The following is a 16,168-nucleotide window of genomic DNA, read 5'->3' as shown; positions in this document are numbered from 1 at the left end:
CAGCTTGCTAATCAGTGCGTCAGCCGGTAGTAGATCATGACTGCCATCTTGGTGACAAGCATTGCTCCCAGGAAAACCAGCAGGTCGATTCGCAGCGTATCATTGGCTATGAATTCATAATTCACCCAGGCAGCCATTAAAACCACTCCCACAATCACCGACCAGCGGGTGGAGATATAGCGGTGCATGATGAAGCGTTCGTCCATCCCAAACCAATTGGAAAACAGGTTATTTAACATAGTGATCCTCCTGATTAAGCTTGAAAAGTTCATCGGTTGAACACTGGAAGAATTGAGCAAAGCGTAGCGCTAAGAACAGGCTAGGAGTGTAACGGCCGCGCTCAATCGAGATGATGCTCTGTCGGGATACACCCACGGCTTGTGCCAGCTCATCCTGTGTCAGCCCACGGTGCACACGAAAATCGCGAATACGGGTAAATACATCTTCTCCCATTCATTCTCTCCTATGTAAAGTACACTTTACATCATTATACAGAAATTCTATTATTTGTCAAGTATGCTTTACATTTGTGTCATTTAAACTTCAAAAGTGAACTGTTTAAGGCTGAAAAGTGAACTCATGGTAAAGCGCTTCAACTGAGTATTTAAAGCTGAAAAGTGAACTGGTCATGGTAGATTTCTCACCAAAAAGAGGATGCGATGACCCAGTTACACAAACGATTCACCGACGAACAGATCCGATTATTATTCAAGCGCTTTTGTGAAGGCCTGATGACACGCATGGAGATAGAAGAAATTATTGGAGTGAGTAAAACCCGTTTTTTTACCCTGTTGAAGGCATATCGTCTTAACCCAGAGACCTTCTCCATTGCTTACCTTCGTACCGGTTCTCCTAAGCTGTCAGAGCAGGTCGAAATGGAGATCGAGCAGGAATTGCGCCGCGATAAAGACCTGATTGAGGATCCCCGTTTGCCCATCGACGAGTACAACTACTCAGCTCTACGCGATCGACTTCGCAAAAAGGACATCAGGATATCGGTACCGACTATCATCGAACGAGCCAAACGCTTGAATTGTTATAAGCCCCGGCACAAGGTAAAGATTCACGATCGTGAAGTGATAACCACGGCGATTGGGGCTCTGGTTCAGCACGATGCCTCCTTGCACCTGTGGTCACCTTATGCTCAGGAGAAATGGACTTTGATCACCTCCATTGACGACTACAGTCGCAAGCTCTTGTTCGCGGATTTCTTCCCGCAAGAGACTTCCTGGAGCCATATTCAAGCAGCTCAGCGCCTGATGCAGACCTACGGGGTTCCTTTGAGTTACTATGTGGATAACCTGCGTGTCTTTCGCTTTATCCAGAATCGAGATAGCTTTTGGCGCAATCATGTCCTGGAAACTGATGATGTCGATCCCCAATGGCGCCAGGTGATGCGCATCATGGGTGTCCAGGTCACTTATGCCCTATCTCCTCAAGCCAAAGGCAAGGTAGAAAGACCTTACCGTTGGTTACAGGATCGCATTGTCCGAACCTGTGCTCTGGAGAAGCTGACTAGCCTGGAGGAGGTCCGTAGCGTCTTGAAGGAAGAAATCGACCGCTATAATAACCACCAGGTGCATTCAACCACAGGTGAAATCCCCGCCATCCGTTTTGCCAAAGCCAAACAACTCGGTAATAGCCTGTTTCGCCCCTTTGTACTACCCAAACCATACACCTCACTCAAAGATGTATTTTGCTTGCGTGATACACGCATCGTGGATGGATATCGACGAATTTCGGTATTCAACAAAAGTATTGAAGTACCTAAAGTACCACTGCGCGAAGATGTCGAGCTTCACCTGGTGCCGGATCTTGATCATCAAACTTTTGAATGTCGGCTTTGGTGGCAGCAGAAAATGGTGCATTCTGTGGTCTATCCATTGCAAGGTTTGCGAGTTCACTTTTGAACTTTAATTCAGTTGTTAAGGAGCAATGGTTCACTTTTCAACTTTAAAGGTGTTCACTTTTGAACTTTATCTAACAGTATGCTTTACATTCTTCCGGGTGTCAGTACGGAGACAGGCGCAATCATCATTCAGATATTATCGATTTATGTAAATATCCATGATGTTTGATCCTTATAGATACTCGATATCAATGTTTTAGTACTATATACTTTCTAGCAATTGACTCATTCTTGTTGTAGGAAAGCGATAATTCGTACATTGTTATGAGGAGGCTTGTTCCACTATTGAAAATGTCAAAAAATGTCAATATTGCAGGAAGATTTACTTATACCGGTAAAAATGGCAGTAAACAACTGTTTTAGTATTTACACGGGGGTATTGTTTAATGGATCCATTTATCTGGACACTTTTTTAGGGATTCTTAGGGGGTACCCTAAATTGGTTGAGTGAGAGCGAGCCGATAGGCGAGCTCGAACTCAATCGGGGTCAGGTATCCCAACGATGAATGGATGCGTAATGGGTACACTGCGTGTCCAATTCGGGTACAGTTATTCTGAAATAGCATGCAAGGAGAGCAGCGAGTTATACGGTGATTTTGGCACATTTTAGACTTAATAGACGCTATTTTTTCCTTTTTACCCCGGTATTTTCTCCATCGTATTGAATAGCCCGTGGGCTCGAGTCCTGATAGTATTAGCAGTGATTCTAAGCGATATGGCTTTTGTGATGTCAGCCATCAACTGCTAATCGATTGGGTTGGATTTCATCCTGCTTCTGAAAATATTGTTCATTTTTTTTCTATCGAAGAGTTGAGATAAAACAAAACATTCATCGGCTAAATAAAGCTAGAACAGACAAATTTCGGAATATTACAAGTATTTGGAATATTGGGACATGTGTCCCGCCATTGACGAGCCATCTCCGAATCGACTATGAAGCCGTAATCTTGTATGATTACCATAGCCTGAGCAATGAAACACGACCCCCCCGGGCTCAGGCGTCATACTCACGTTCTGATTGGTGTATTCGAATACCGCTCACACGTTGGCCGGGATACTCCTGCTGGAGAATTGTTCCGGCTAATTTATATTAACCACTCATCAATGGAGGTTGCAATGATCAATGATGTCGTTCTAGAAGGGATTGTCGTCAGGACCTGGAAGTATGCCGATGACCTGCTCTTCCGACTGGCTTGCTACCGTGACCCAGACCTGCCACAGAAGCCGCTCAACGAAGTCCAGGATGCGGTCGATATCGTCACAATCCGGGTGCCGAAGGGCAACCTAGGCGCACGTGTGGTAGTCGAGAAGAATTATCACTTCCGGATATTTGGTTTTCTGCAGAGTTCGGATTACGAGCCGCTTTTTCGATCCTGGACGGATTGCGCCTGGACAACGAAAGGCGTTATTGGATAGAGCGTAAAGTAATGGAAATGAACATTAGTGACATACTGGTAGACTCCAGATAGTTAAGCACCAGTGTCGAAATCCTGCTCCCGATGTCCCACAATACCTTGACAATCGCCGAGGAGCATATACAATGATAGGTAAGCTTGTAAGAAGTGAGATCTTTAAGCAGCTTCTAAGCGATCTCGTGTGGAAGGTGCACAACAGGGTAAATCTTAGCACTTCCACATCCGTTTTTCAACAGATCGAGAGCCGAAAGGCTCGGTTGACTTTACGCTCCGCTGAGTGCATACCCACCCTCTCCGCAGCTTGTAAACTAAACTAGCCCTTCTCCTATTGGAGAGGGGTTTTCTTATTATTCTATCTGTTGTCGTTTAAAAAGATTGTATTTTATTTTTTGGTAATAGTCGATGGGCATGTGTCCCGCGTGGAGAGGGACAAATGTCCCGTCCATTGATGTATTTCGATCTACGATCTTTTTAGAACAATTTACAAGAATAAAAACTCCCAAAAAGAGAATGAGTCATAAGAGTATATATATTAGTGCTTGCGGAATAATGGGCAGCATCATCTTATTTGATTTTCCACGGTTGGTTTTTGGGTTATTCTTCAGTACTTATAGATTACTTATAAAGGCGTAATAAAAAATTACAGAAAAAACCTTGCTCTATCTACAGCGGCGACCAACTCTGTTGAATTGCTATCAATATATGAGTACCAATTTCATGATTTGGGAACAAAAAAGTGCCATATTCCAAAACCGATGGAAGCACAGCTTCCAAACATCACCAATATCTTAACCAGCAGGTTCATAGTCAACCCTTATAGTAGATCGAGAGTAATCAGCCAACGGGATGGCTGATTACTCAGGATGTGTCGATCGTTACTCTTCAACTTCGATGCGATCCACCTGGACCTGAGAACCGTTACAATCAGGCACATTGCTTACTAGGGTGCCATAAAGATGGACGATCTTCCCGCTGTCGCGCAGCGCTACAATCTGGGATTCAATTGCTGGGTCTCTAGAATCGATGCCAAAATAGATGATCTGCCCGAGATCTTGCCGCTCGAAGCAGTCATCAAACTCTGCACCTGGTGCATTACCCTTGATGACGCCCCACCAATCGGCTAACTCTTCCGTAGTACCGGGTGGAATATAACCGCCTGAGGCGTTTTCTACTGGACCGCCGCCACCTGCTTCTGAGGTTGCCTCAACAGTCGTAGGAGGATTTGGGCTAACTTGTGCTGCGGGACCACACTCTCCCCGGAAGTAAGCCCACTCTTCACAGGTGCTGCCATCTGGAAAAATACATATTCCACTTTGGCTACCATCGGAAGCCGTTTGAATCTCAAGTTTATTCCCATTCTGCTCGCAATAGACCGAGGCAGGATTGGGCATATTCACCTGAGGAATGTCCGTCGCGGTAAGTTCAGGTTCCTGCGACTGTAATCCTGTGCAGGCTGTTATCGCCATCAAAATAATTGTGATTATAAAGATCCTTTTCATTCTTTCCATCCTTCTGTTGTTCTAGATTTTGAAGAATCGATCCCTGCGTAGGGTAGTCAGCCATACTGCTTAGCAAACTCCAAGATGTTAGCTCCAATTCCACGCATACCAGATCGTGACCACATTGAATCCCATGCTGACCGCCAGCAGGAATTTGTCAAATAACGGTGGATAGGTGGGCAAGCCAACCAGGTTGAACAGGAAAAAGAAGGCGGCCACGATGATATTCGCCCAGCGACTCGCAGGTTGCGGCAATACTAGGGTCAGGAAAACCATCAGGATGGGCGTCAACATCAAAACCGCGATTCCCAGCCAAACGAACTGGTTTAAATTCATGCCAGCCAACATTTTTGCCTTGTCGCCTCCATAGTAGATGCGCAAGACATCACCATACAGATAAATTAGCGTGACGACCACCCAGGTTGCGGATAGGATAATTTTTTTATCCATGAGATGAGCCCTCCTGTTTCGCGATCGTAATGACCACACTGCCGCGTTTACGTCCCGTATCTGCGTAGCGGTGCGCCTCGGCGGTCTGCTCCAAGGGATAGCGCCGGTCAATCACCGGTTTGAGTTTCCCGGTCTCAAGCAGCTCTTTGAGGAAAACCAAGTCTTCTACACGGTCGGGCGCCATCCCAGCGATCACTTTCTTGCCGCCGGTCAGCGTAGTCCAGGCCATTTGAGCCAATGACTCCAAACCACCTGCCCCGGCTAGATATAGCCCGTTGGGTTTAAGGGACGATTTGTAGCGTGAAAACGAAGACTTGCCTGGGACCATATCAAAAATAACATCATATATCTCGCCGTTCTGGGTGAAATCTTCTTTCGTGTAATCGATTGCATGGTCTGCCCCAAGTGAAAGTACCATTTCCAGGTTCCTCGTACTGCACACGCCAATAACTTCAGCTCCATAGTATTTGGCGAGCTGGACAGCATAAACACCGGTACAACCCGAAGCACCAATAATCAGAACCTTCTGCCCGGATTGAAGTTTTGCCATATCTCTCAAAAAATAGAGTGCGGTGTTGGCACCAAATGGAATTGCAGCGGCTTCTGAGCAAGTCAAATTAGCTGGTTTCATGACCAGGCTGGCGTCTTCAGCCATGCAGGCGTATTCGGCGTATGCGCCAAATTTTTCACTTATACCAAAGATCTGATCACCCTGCTTGAACAGTTTGACATCCTTGCCAACTTGGACAATTTCGCCCGACAATTCCGTTCCGAGGATAGGTTGCTTGGGTTTCCGAAGGCCAAACATTACGCGTGACAGGAAACCAAAGCCAGGCGGGACAAAGACAAAACCGCGTGCGTTGCAGTCTCCAGCAGTGACAGTTGAGGCATGAACTTTGATCAGCACTTCATTGTCTTTTGGGGTGGGCTTTTCCACCTCCTGGAGATGCAGGACATCGGCCGAGCCGTACTTTGTGTATACAATCGCTTTCATTTTTTCTACTCCTTTTTGGGTTGAGATTGAACGAGATTTACTGAAAGCAGCGGGATCCCCAAATCACGCACTTTTTTGAGCAAGCCATGYAACGCGGCCTGATCGACCACCGGACCGGTTAAAAACGTGTCGCCGTTCTCTTCCAGCGTGATGGTCAGGCCCTCAAACCATTCAGCCCACCGGTCATCCAGGTGTCCCTTGAGGCGGATCTCGTAGCGCTGTGGTTGGTTATGTTTTTCGTCGTATGTTTGTTTGTCACTCATCATGTGTAGGGTGTTTTTCCTTTCGTTGTTTATCTGCCCAAAGGATACTGCTCAATTTGGTGAGGCGTCATCACTATATGTGTTGATTGATGTGGTGATTTATTTATTTGGAGGTTGTGATTGAAATAAAAAGCCCTGGCAGGTGGCTCGAACCACCTGCCAGGGCAGAGTGATGATTGTGTATCCGCTATAACAAATCGAGTTCCTCTGCGCGGCGGACGGCTGCCCGGCGATTGTTGACCCCCAGCTTATTGTAAATGTTATTGGTGTGGGTGTGGAGCGTGTTGAGCGACACGATCAGTTGTCGGGCAATTTCTGGACCGCTTAATTCGCTTCGGAGCAGTTTGAGCACTTCCAGTTCGCGCTCGCTCAAAGGCTCTAAGAGTCCGGAATATCTACGGCTGGCTATAGATTGCTTCTCTGCTGGTTTCTCAAAGGCAAATAAGAGTACTTCTACATAATCCCGGAGTGGATGGCTTCGGCCACCTGGTTGTTTTTCAATCCGGGTTCGGAAATCCAACAGCAGCAATCGCATTGGCTCGCCATTGTCCACAAAGAGGCGGACATAGCCTTCCGGCTCGGCCAACGCCAGGGCGCGTTCCAGTCCGGCGAGAGCCTGGGGGCGATTACCCTGCGCTTCGTGGGCCAACACCTGCGCCATCAGGATGTCGAGCGTGCTGCCCCACCGCTTTTGCTCTTCAGCAGCTTGCAACAGGCGTGAGAGCAGGGAGTTGACCAGTGGGTTGGCGATTTCCAGCCGGGCCAGGGTGAGGTGCTCGAACTCATGCAAGTAGCTGACTTCATCTGCCAGCGAAAGCCCGCGTTCTGCTGCCCACGCCCGGGCCTTATCGTGCTGTCCCTGTTTGAGATAGATGCGCGCTTTCATGGCCGCAATGGGGTGTAGGTCAGGCACAACAGTTTGGATATAGACCCGTTTGGCCTCGTCGAGCATGACGAGGGCGGATTCCAGATCGCCTGCTGCATCTTTCAATTGAGCCTGGGCCACAGCCCAGCGGTAATGCCAATCCGCTAGGGTGGTATGCAAACCCAATTCGGCGGCTCGTTTCAAGTGATGAGCAGCAAGAGTGTCTTCTTCCCGCTGATGGTAGATCATGGACAAGCCGAGATGATGGTGGGCAGTAATTTGCTCGGCCTCTGGGCCGTGTCGGGCGGCAAGCTGCAAAGCATCCAGATAGGTGCGCTCAGCCTCGCTTAGGCGCCCCATGCTTACCAGCAGGTCGGCTACACCAAAGGCGCTAGCGACCACGAAAAGGTGATTGCCCAGCTGGGTCATGCTTTCCATCCAATCAACAATCGCTCGGATGGCCGACTCCAGGTTGCCACTGGCCCAGTGGCAGCACTCCAACGCCATAGCTGCCTGGGAGCGGCGGTAGGAATCATTCTCGGGAATCAATTGGATGGCCTGTTCGGCATATTTCATCGCTGTGGTGAAATTACCCTGCGTTTGGGCGTTATACGCGCGGACCAGGGCAATACTGCCCAGGAAGGGCTTGAGTTCCGCCTTGTCCACTGCGCCAGCCAGGGCCTGCTCGGCGTTTTGCAGGTGAATTTCGCTGGTTTCCGGCTCCCCGGCAAGCGAAAAAGCCCAGCCAAGCTGGACGCACAGCACAGGTCGGGAGCGAATGATCTCTTCTGGCAGCTTCTTCACCCAACCTCGCCAACCGGCCGTCTGAAAACTTTCCTCCATTCCCTGCCAAGCCGCTTCAGCCAACCTCGCGGCCCGGCCATAATCCTCGGCTGCAATAGCATAGAAGAACGCCGCGCCCAGGTCGCCGTTTTCTTCATGCCACTGGCTGGCGCGCAGGTGGAATTCGGCGAATTCTTTGGGTTTTCCCAGGCGCTGGCGCAGCAAATCGCCAAAGAGATGGTGATAGCGGTACCAGCGCCGCTCGCTATCCAGCGGCACGATGAACAGGTTAGTGCGTTCGAGATATTCCAGGGTTTCCTGCCCTGAAGCAGAGGAAGATATTAAAACAGCGTCACACAGCGGACCGCACATACGGTCTAGGATAGACGTGTGCAGCAGGAATGTTTGGATATTTTCGGGCTGCCGTTCCAGGACTTCTTCAATCAAATAATCCAGTACGAAACGATTGCTGCCGGTGAACGATTTGATGAAATCTGCAGCATCCAAATCTCCCTGTCCTTGGATGGAGAGTGCGGCCAACTGAAGACCTGCGATCCAACCCTCGGTGCGAGTTTCGAGCGTAGCGATGTCTTCCACCGCGAGGTTCAGACCCATTACCTGGTTGAGAAATTCGGCGGCTTCAGAGGGGGTAAAACGCAATTCGGCGGCACGCAGCTCCGTCAATTGACCTCGGGCGCGCAACCGGGCCAGGGGGAGATGTGGATCCTCACGGCCGGTAATGACCAAGTGCATCTGTGGGGGTAGATGCTCTACCAGGAAGGCAAGGGCGAAATCTACTTGTTGGGAATCTATCACATGGTAATCATCCAGCACTAGGATGAAATTGTCAGAAATGGTGGTAATTTCGTTGAGCAGGATCGTCAGAATAGATTCGGTTGATGGTGGCTGAGGGGACTGGAGAATTACCAACACCCCTTTCCCAATATTCGCCGCAATCGTCTGCAACGCAGCCACGAGGTACGTTAAAAAACGAGTGGGATCGCTATCACCCTCATCCAGCGATAGCCAGGCAACTGGTCGCTTGCTACCGGCAAGCCATTCGCTGATTAGCGTGGTTTTACCAAAGCCGGCAGGGGCAGAGATTAGGGTCAGCTTGCACTGTAAGCCCTCGTTCAGCCGCTCGATCAGGCGCGGTCGCAGGACAATTTTAGACCGAGGTGGGGGGATATAAAGTTTGGTGGCTAAGATCTGAGCGGACATAGATCAATTATAGGCGATTCCAAGGAGTTGACTGAGAAAAATGGCCTCGAAATCCCTCATTATCAACATCAGTGTGACGGGCGAACCCCCTTTTACACCGGACATCATTCGCCAGGATTTGGTAAAAGTGGGTGCGGTGATATTGGCCACCCTGGCTTCCGGCGGGTATAAAGACGGGGTTATGCGAGTCATGGCAGCTGGCCCGGCTGTGATGTAGGATCAAAACGCATCCTCTGGATGAATGTGAATCCATATTTTGTTATTCTATTGAAGCTATTGGATGGATTGCGCGCTGACGCCGGGCAGTGCTATTGAATCATTGAACTAGGTACAGAAATGAACACTTGTGACATAGGGGAAGATATGGGACATACAGTGACGGAAGTCAAAATCGCCCTCCCGACGTCCCACAACATCTTGACAAGAGTAGAAGAGTACGGAAAATGAAGATGGGGCTTAAAGTCAAAACCCAAAATATTTTAATAAGTAGTTTTAGGCATGGACTACAACCAAGTGGGAGATACTTTTCTTTGAAATTGGTTCTTATCCAAATCGAGAGCCGGAAGGTTTATTTGACTTTACGCTCCGCTGAGCGGGATCCCACCCTCTCAGCTGAATGCGGTAGAAAGTTCCCCTTGGAAGGTTTGAACGTTAAATAACTAGAACGTGAACCTAGGTGTGTGGTTATCTCAGATTGGGACCTGAGTTCGAACCTCATCCACTCAAAGGGTACTCAGTGATAGGCTCCACTCCGTCGCTGACAATTGACTCATATCCAGTCAGCTTGGGAAAGACCGCAATCTTAGATCTATGTTCATCTGTAAAGTGCTTTATCTGGTATTGGCCTTGAGAATTGTGGATGCCGACGTTCTATCGTATGGCTAACTCCGATGATGTAATGCCTATTAATGCAACCTTTTATCGTTTCGCTCTTGTCCATTACATATGCCTTACATCAATATAATTATCTGGTTGGGCCATCGACATTAAATACAGGCAGGCCCTCACCAAGGCGTACACCGAACAAAACTTGTTCCTCATTACTTGGATTTGATTCACGATGAATCGTGTCTTTGGGAATATGAGCCACTTCCCCTGCTTTTGCCACACAGCTTTCCTCTCCAGCTTCACCGAATTCCAGCTTAAGCTCACCTGAAATAACGTATACATAAGTATCATAGTTACCATGATGATGCCAGCCTGAGGTGAATTTTGGTTCAGTTTTCACGAAGCCAACCCATGAATTTGTTGACTTAATCAGCTCCTCTCGTTGCATCCCGACGGTTTGGGTGGTATTTATGTTTCCTTCGCCTGATCGAAATACGTGCACTTTTTTGTTTGTCACCAATTGACCTCCAACGTGGATATCCTTTGATAATATGATAATTATATAAACCGGATATTAATTGTCTACTAAATATATGTGAGTATTTGACAGCAAGAAGATGGGGGAGAAACAGTGACAGAAATCAAGGTCACCCTCCCCATTTCCCAAAACATCTTAACAAGAGTAGATGAGCAAATAAAACGATAGGTAAGCTAGTAAAAAGCAAGATTGGCATGGATGAACAGAACCTTATGGCTGCACGGCTTCTGCATTTTTAGAGTTCTATTACAAGGTTAATTACGTCCGGTGATGTGTGCAGTGAATAGTATCATGGGGACTTATCGGCTGCCGAGTGCATCTCCACCCTCTCTCCTGAAAAGGAGCTATCAACATTTAGCAATTAACAAATTAACACATATCGAACAACAAGGTTACAGGGAATCGAGTCCACCGCATGCAGCACCGCTTAAAGGCAGGTGACGGTGACTCCATACCATCGCTTCCGCTCCAAGATTGTACAGGCGGGCACAGGGGTACGGGTTCCTCTCTGCTACACGATGCTTCGGTTACCTCATCGTAAGCACCCGCAAGGGGTGTGTTACCGCAAGGAAACCCGGATTCGAATCCGCCCCACTCCTCATAAAAGAGAAGGCTAATAAAGAGTAAATAATCAGGTTGAAAAAAGAAAATTATCTGAGCTCACGCAACTCTTGCTGAGTGAGCTCTATTTTGGGTGTGTTTCCTTTAGTCGTGTGGAATAAGCACCTCGGATTTAAACGTGTAACCGCCCTCTTCCCACACACAAGTTGTTGTACGTTCATACACCCCGGTACCAGGAACGCTGTAGATAGGAATCCAATTTGGGCCAATCATGATGTAGATCGCTTTCAATATGCCGACGCTACCCTTGATACCTACACGAAAGCTTGCCTGTGAACTGTCGTTCAAGATTTGGACTGTTATCTCGCCGCCACCGCACTTGGCTGGCATGGTATAGGCATTCGTCCCGTTTCCTGGATCCGCTGAGACATTGGTCACAACACTTACTAGCAATACAAAAACGATGATAAAGACAACCCATTTTTTCATTGTTATCCTCCTATGGCGAACTATTTAAAATTATTATAGCAAGCGGGTGTATAAAAACCGTGAAAATATCGTTAAATGGATTGTAAAGCTGGAAGAAATTTGGCTATAATCTAATAAATATAGGGAAGTGCTAGGATAAAGGGGGGATGGCTGACCTTAATCTTTTCCTGTTAGGAGGGTTTCAGGCCTATCTTAAGGATGGGATTGTTCTTTCTTTTGCAACGAATAAAGCGAAAGCCTTGCTGGTATTCCTGGCGTGCGAAGCTTTTTTCCCTCATAGCCGAGACGCTTTGGCGGGATTATTATGGCCGGAGTATTCGCAGGATTCTGCTCTAACCAATCTGCGGTCTGCCCTTTCCAGCTCACGCAGGGCAATTCAAGATGATTCTGCCCACCCTCCATTTCTAAAAATATCTCGAGAAACGATTCAATTTAATGTTCAATGCGATCACTGGCTGGATATTGAGGAATTTAACCAGAGATTGTCGGCAGACGTTTTCAAATCAAACTCATCCCCGTCTTCTCTGATCCAATCCTTGGAATATGCTATCGGCCTATATCGTGGTCCTTTCCTAGAAGGCTTCCCCAATATTGGCAGTTCGCTATTTGAGGAGTGGATATTGCAAAAACGGGGGCAGTTCCATGAGCAGGTGTTGCATGGTCTGCGTTATCTAATTGCTCATTACGAAGAGCAAGGTGATTACCAGGCAGCCATATCCTACATTCAGCATCAAATTGAGCTCGAACCATGGCAAGAAGAAGCTCACCAACAACTGATGCGTATTTTTGCACTGAACAACCAGCGCAGCAAAGCCTTATCCCAATTCGAAATATGCTGTTCTCGTCTACAAAAAGAGCTAGGAGTTGAGCCGTCTATCTCTACCCTTCACCTTTACGAACAGATCAAATCCGGAAAATCGGTATTTAATCCACAACAAAAAGTTATTTCTGCATCTGACTTGGCTATCTTTCCGGCGGCTCAATTTTATGCTCGTAAACATGAGCTGTTCAAGCTTGACTGCATAACGGCAGTGGAATACCGGCAGCAGATCAAGACCTTCCGTTTGAAGTACATCTTCCTGGCGGGGAAGATCATCAGAACCGCGAGGACCGTGGTGATGAAGCTCCCAGAAAGGTATCCATATCGAGAGATCTATGAGCATAGTTTGTCTGGATAAAATGCATCTTCACATGCTCCAGCCGTATTTAGCATTTAAGTGGATCGGGAAAAACTATCTCATACAACCGGATTGGTGAGATTGGTCGTTGAACAATGATCGAAAATGATGAAATCTATCTATACTTGAGTAAGTCTCGTCAATCAAGATCATCTGATTGGAGGGAATGAGAGTAAAATTATGGAAACATGGAATCCAGGACATATATTCGGCCAGTGGACAGCGGACACGAGTATGCCTGGTATACATTGTTGCCCCATCGACGCATTCGTTACCACTGCACTAGAAGCTGTTGACTTAATGAGGTTGCACAGATGAATTATACGCTCATTTCTGTGATCGGATGTGTAGTTCTCTTCCTTGGTATGTTGCTTGTTGCCTACCTTGCCTACCGGCTAGGTCGATGGCGATCTGTTGAAACGGGTGTGGCGACAGAGGGGAGTGGAGCTCTCACCGGGGCAATCTTTGCCCTACTGGGACTTATGCTTGCTTTTACCTTTAATGGAGCTTTCTCGCGGCTCGATGCAAGGCGCCAGTTGATTGTCCAGGAGTCCAATGCCATCGGCACGGCTTATCTTCGATTGGACCTGTTACCGCCAGAAGTTCAGCCAGGCCTGCGAGAGAGTTTCCGGGAGTACCTAGCTTCTCGTGTGGCATTCAACAAAGTCATTAAGGATATCCCGGCTGCGACTGAAGAGATCACCCGGACTATGGCGCTGCAAGACGAGATCTGGAACCAGGCAGTTGTTGGAAGTAGGGAAGCTGAGTACCAGGCTGCACGCTTGTTACTGCTACCTGCACTTAATGAAATGATCGATATTGTAACAACACGGTCGATTGCCATACAGACGCACCCGCCAGTCATTATATGGGTTGTGTTGTCAGTGTTGGCACTGACTTGTGCCGGGATTGCAGGCTATAGTGCTAGTGCCGTCGAACATCCACGATACATCTACATGATTGCCTTTGCAGCCATCACCGTGCTTACTATTTACGTGATTCTAGACGTGGAATACCCAAGTTCTGGCTTTGTTCGTCTCGTTCGAGAGAACCAGATGCTGGCCAATTTGGCAGAAATGATGAAATAAGGGCTCCAAAAACCATACCAAAGAACGAAATTTATTCTATTGGCTGGGGATGTGAATGAAGGTGATCCATCACCCACATAAGGGATGAATGTTCACCCCAGGACAGGGTTGGATTTGCTCTTCCTCCTTCATACCATTTGCAACCAGGGCTGCCTAGCATGGTAAAAAATCAGCATTTTGACGGTTCTATTGTATATATCAAGAGCACCTTAAACAAGACCCAATAAATCGGGTTGTACATTATTCTCGCCATTGTGGTGAACACGTGACAGCCCAACGTCTCTGGCACACCTTTGCCAGCCAGATGTTGGCTTCTGGTATGCCAGTGTCTTCACTACAACGTTACCTGGGTCATGAGCATCTTGATACGAGATGATTTGCGCTGAGGTATCAGATCCCTTACTCCGCCAGGATTATTACCAGGGCATAGCAACCCTGGATCCCGGTTCTGAGAAATTACCTATGAGTGGGCTGGAACTGACTCAACAAAACATACTCCGGGAATTGGTCGAAGAACTCAAGACACCGGGGTTGGAGCAGTCTTGCCATGATGAGATACTGGATACCATCCTGGCGAATATCAGATAAAATAATAGTACTTTGCATAAGTTAATATCCCACAAGATGGCGTGTTATGCTCTAGTTTGCCCTTTGCCGACTAGGTACTCCTATAGCCCGCACGGAGGAATAGCCATGCCGGACTCAGTACGCAGTGCACTCGTAACGTTTTTAGGTATGCTGGCCTTGTTTGGCGGTCACAAGCATTCCGCAACGCAATCGGCTACCCCGTTGAGCGCTGAGAATTCAGACCCAGGGAAGATGGGTTGGATGACGGGCTTCCCCCCGCCTCCTGAAAACCTGATCATGCAGCCGGAATCCGATTTTTTTAGCTTCCCGAAATTGCGTTGGACGGTATGCCACATTCGGGAACTGATGCCCACAAAGGAAGTGAATCGTGGTATCGGCTCACCGGTACCGTTGGTGTACGCAATCGATGAAGGCATTGATACCGTGCGCTTCACGCCACTTGGTGGTGACAAACCGATGACATGGAAGGAGTCGCTTTCGGCCAACTACACCGATGGCATGCTCATCATTCACAGGGGTCGGGTTGTTTACGAAAAGTACTTTGGTTGTCTCCACGAGAAGGGCAAGCACGCTGCGATGTCGATGACGAAGTCCCTGACGGGACTTCTGGCGGAGATCCTCGTTGTTGAGGGGCTGCTTGACGATACAGCGAAAGTCTCCTCAATCATCCCGGAACTTAAGAACAGCGCATTCGGCAGCGCAATAGTGCGCCAAGTCATGGACATGACCACGGCGCTTAACCACAGTGAGAACTACTCCGATTCAAAGGCAGATATCTGGGTTTATTCAAAGGCCGCGAGCCCGTTACCGAAACCAAAGGGCTATAAGGGCCCAAACGGCTATTTTGAATATCTACAAACCGTCAAGCAGGACGGCGTCCACGGTGAGGCCTTCGGGTACAGGACCATAAACACGGACGCACTTGGTTGGATTATATCGAGAGTCACAGGCAAGGATCTTGCGCACCTGCTGTCGGAACGTATCTGGACCAAAATGGGCGCGGAGCAGGATGGATATATGACCGTGGACGCCAAAGGAACACCTTTTGCGGGCGGCGGACTAAGTGCTGGCATGCGAGATTTGGGACGCCTTGGGCTTCTAATGCTAGACGGCGGCAAGATCAATGAGCAACGATTATTCCCGAATGAGGTTGTTGAGAACATCCGCGCCGGTGGCGATAAGAAAGCCTTTGCCAAGGCCGGCTACAATGCGATTAAGGGCGGAAGTTACCGTAGCATGTGGTGGGTGTTCCATAATACGCATGGTGCTTTTGCTGCACGTGGTGTTCATGGACAAACCATTTACGTCGATCCCACTGCGCAAATGGTTATTGTGCGTTTTGCGTCTTTTCCCACGGCGAAGAATGCGCAGATTGACCCAACCTCGTTACCCGCCTATCAAGCTGTGGCCGAGTATTTGATAAAAAAGTAACAAGCCCATAAACATGGGCGAACATGGCGCTTCACCGGACGGCAATTCCGCTGCGCTCCATTGCGGCC

17 protein-coding genes are annotated in these 16,168 nt (G+C 48.1%); 8 read left to right on the top strand and 9 right to left on the bottom strand.

Going from position 1 to position 16,168, the window contains the following annotated elements; translation table 11 throughout:
* Positions 1 to 11 precede the first annotated feature (11 nt).
* On the bottom strand, positions 12 to 239 hold the full coding sequence (locus C3F13_15980; GenBank protein ID PWB50449.1) for a hypothetical protein: 228 nt from the start codon (positions 237 to 239) through the stop codon (positions 12 to 14).
* Positions 229 to 453, bottom strand: a complete 225-nt coding sequence (locus C3F13_15975; protein ID PWB50448.1) for a transcriptional regulator — start codon at positions 451 to 453, stop codon at positions 229 to 231. Before C3F13_15975 ends, C3F13_15980 begins: the two co-directional genes overlap by 11 nt.
* Before the next feature lie 206 nt (positions 454 to 659).
* On the opposite strand from C3F13_15975, the gene C3F13_15970 reads away from it, so the two are divergent.
* The 3 genes from C3F13_15970 to C3F13_15960 all read left to right on the top strand — a co-directional run bounded on the left by C3F13_15970 (position 660) and on the right by C3F13_15960 (position 3,641).
* Positions 660 to 1,910 (top strand): hypothetical protein, encoded by a 1,251-nt coding sequence (locus C3F13_15970; GenBank protein ID PWB50447.1) that lies wholly within the window; start codon positions 660 to 662, stop codon positions 1,908 to 1,910.
* A 1,115-nt stretch (positions 1,911 to 3,025) separates the two neighbouring features.
* Positions 3,026 to 3,325: a hypothetical protein gene (locus C3F13_15965; GenBank protein PWB50446.1), complete on the top strand. Its 300-nt coding sequence runs from the start codon at positions 3,026 to 3,028 to the stop codon at positions 3,323 to 3,325.
* Positions 3,326 to 3,449: 124 nt separating this feature from the next.
* On the top strand, positions 3,450 to 3,641 hold the full coding sequence (locus C3F13_15960) for a hypothetical protein (GenBank protein ID PWB50445.1): 192 nt from the start codon (positions 3,450 to 3,452) through the stop codon (positions 3,639 to 3,641).
* A gap of 558 nt (positions 3,642 to 4,199) precedes the next feature.
* Here the strand turns inward: C3F13_15960 and C3F13_15955 are convergent.
* From C3F13_15955 to C3F13_15925, 7 genes are all read right to left on the bottom strand, one after another.
* Positions 4,200 to 4,790 (bottom strand): hypothetical protein, encoded by a 591-nt coding sequence (locus tag C3F13_15955; GenBank protein ID PWB50618.1) that lies wholly within the window; start codon positions 4,788 to 4,790, stop codon positions 4,200 to 4,202.
* Positions 4,791 to 4,910: 120 nt separating this feature from the next.
* The gene (locus C3F13_15950; GenBank protein ID PWB50444.1) at positions 4,911 to 5,273 is read right to left on the bottom strand and encodes a hypothetical protein; all 363 of its coding nucleotides are present in this window, start codon (positions 5,271 to 5,273) and stop codon (positions 4,911 to 4,913) included.
* On the bottom strand, positions 5,266 to 6,267 hold the full coding sequence (locus C3F13_15945) for an NAD(P)-dependent alcohol dehydrogenase (protein PWB50443.1): 1,002 nt from the start codon (positions 6,265 to 6,267) through the stop codon (positions 5,266 to 5,268). The genes C3F13_15950 and C3F13_15945 overlap by 8 nt, the downstream gene beginning before the upstream one ends.
* Before the next feature lie 5 nt (positions 6,268 to 6,272).
* Positions 6,273 to 6,530 (bottom strand): hypothetical protein, encoded by a 258-nt coding sequence (locus C3F13_15940; protein PWB50617.1) that lies wholly within the window; start codon positions 6,528 to 6,530, stop codon positions 6,273 to 6,275.
* 187 nt (positions 6,531 to 6,717) lie between these two features.
* Positions 6,718 to 9,399 carry a helix-turn-helix transcriptional regulator gene (locus C3F13_15935; protein ID PWB50442.1) on the bottom strand — a complete coding sequence of 894 codons (2,682 nt, stop codon included), beginning with the start codon at positions 9,397 to 9,399 and terminating at the stop codon, positions 6,718 to 6,720.
* Between the two features lie 964 nt (positions 9,400 to 10,363).
* Positions 10,364 to 10,747 (bottom strand): cupin, encoded by a 384-nt coding sequence (locus C3F13_15930; protein ID PWB50441.1) that lies wholly within the window; start codon positions 10,745 to 10,747, stop codon positions 10,364 to 10,366.
* Positions 10,748 to 11,470: 723 nt separating this feature from the next.
* Complete coding sequence (locus tag C3F13_15925; GenBank protein ID PWB50440.1) at positions 11,471 to 11,815, bottom strand: hypothetical protein; 345 nt, start codon at positions 11,813 to 11,815, stop codon at positions 11,471 to 11,473.
* Positions 11,816 to 11,961: 146 nt separating this feature from the next.
* Between C3F13_15925 and C3F13_15920 the strand changes: the two genes are divergently transcribed.
* From C3F13_15920 to C3F13_15900, 5 genes are all read left to right on the top strand, one after another.
* Positions 11,962 to 12,993: a hypothetical protein gene (locus tag C3F13_15920; protein PWB50439.1), complete on the top strand. Its 1,032-nt coding sequence runs from the start codon at positions 11,962 to 11,964 to the stop codon at positions 12,991 to 12,993.
* 314 nt (positions 12,994 to 13,307) lie between these two features.
* Positions 13,308 to 14,081, top strand: coding sequence for a DUF4239 domain-containing protein (locus C3F13_15915; GenBank protein ID PWB50438.1), 774 nt, complete (start codon positions 13,308 to 13,310; stop codon positions 14,079 to 14,081).
* Positions 14,082 to 14,274: 193 nt separating this feature from the next.
* Positions 14,275 to 14,457, top strand: coding sequence for a hypothetical protein (locus tag C3F13_15910; GenBank protein ID PWB50437.1), 183 nt, complete (start codon positions 14,275 to 14,277; stop codon positions 14,455 to 14,457).
* Positions 14,454 to 14,669, top strand: a complete 216-nt coding sequence (locus tag C3F13_15905) for a hypothetical protein (GenBank protein ID PWB50436.1) — start codon at positions 14,454 to 14,456, stop codon at positions 14,667 to 14,669. Before C3F13_15910 ends, C3F13_15905 begins: the two co-directional genes overlap by 4 nt.
* A 240-nt stretch (positions 14,670 to 14,909) precedes the next feature.
* The gene (locus C3F13_15900; protein ID PWB50616.1) at positions 14,910 to 16,100 is read left to right on the top strand and encodes a 6-aminohexanoate hydrolase; all 1,191 of its coding nucleotides are present in this window, start codon (positions 14,910 to 14,912) and stop codon (positions 16,098 to 16,100) included.
* The last annotated feature ends 68 nt before the right edge of the window (positions 16,101 to 16,168 follow it).

It is taken from the genome of Anaerolineales bacterium (genome assembly GCA_003105035.1).
Taxonomy (GTDB): Bacteria; Chloroflexota; Anaerolineae; order Anaerolineales; family UBA4823; genus FEB-25.
The sequence above is the reverse complement of the archived record's forward strand: the minus strand, read 5'-3'. Positions and strand labels throughout refer to the sequence as shown.

Bases quoted from the DNA above. Each gene is read 5' to 3' on its own strand.
- C3F13_15980 (PWB50449.1), bottom strand. From the start codon at position 239: ATGTTAAATAACCTGTTTTCCAATTGGTTTGGGATGGACGAACGCTTC.
- C3F13_15975 (PWB50448.1), bottom strand. From the start codon at position 453: ATGGGAGAAGATGTATTTACCCGTATTCGCGATTTTCGTGTGCACCGT.
- C3F13_15970 (PWB50447.1), top strand. From the start codon at position 660: ATGACCCAGTTACACAAACGATTCACCGACGAACAGATCCGATTATTA.
- C3F13_15965 (PWB50446.1), top strand. From the start codon at position 3,026: ATGATCAATGATGTCGTTCTAGAAGGGATTGTCGTCAGGACCTGGAAG.
- C3F13_15960 (PWB50445.1), top strand. From the start codon at position 3,450: ATGATAGGTAAGCTTGTAAGAAGTGAGATCTTTAAGCAGCTTCTAAGC.
- C3F13_15955 (PWB50618.1), bottom strand. From the start codon at position 4,790: ATGGCGATAACAGCCTGCACAGGATTACAGTCGCAGGAACCTGAACTT.
- C3F13_15950 (PWB50444.1), bottom strand. From the start codon at position 5,273: ATGGATAAAAAAATTATCCTATCCGCAACCTGGGTGGTCGTCACGCTA.
- C3F13_15945 (PWB50443.1), bottom strand. From the start codon at position 6,267: ATGAAAGCGATTGTATACACAAAGTACGGCTCGGCCGATGTCCTGCAT.
- C3F13_15935 (PWB50442.1), bottom strand. From the start codon at position 9,399: ATGTCCGCTCAGATCTTAGCCACCAAACTTTATATCCCCCCACCTCGG.
- C3F13_15925 (PWB50440.1), bottom strand. From the start codon at position 11,815: ATGAAAAAATGGGTTGTCTTTATCATCGTTTTTGTATTGCTAGTAAGT.
- C3F13_15920 (PWB50439.1), top strand. From the start codon at position 11,962: ATGGCTGACCTTAATCTTTTCCTGTTAGGAGGGTTTCAGGCCTATCTT.
- C3F13_15915 (PWB50438.1), top strand. From the start codon at position 13,308: ATGAATTATACGCTCATTTCTGTGATCGGATGTGTAGTTCTCTTCCTT.
- C3F13_15905 (PWB50436.1), top strand. From the start codon at position 14,454: ATGATTTGCGCTGAGGTATCAGATCCCTTACTCCGCCAGGATTATTAC.
- C3F13_15900 (PWB50616.1), top strand. From the start codon at position 14,910: ATGACGGGCTTCCCCCCGCCTCCTGAAAACCTGATCATGCAGCCGGAA.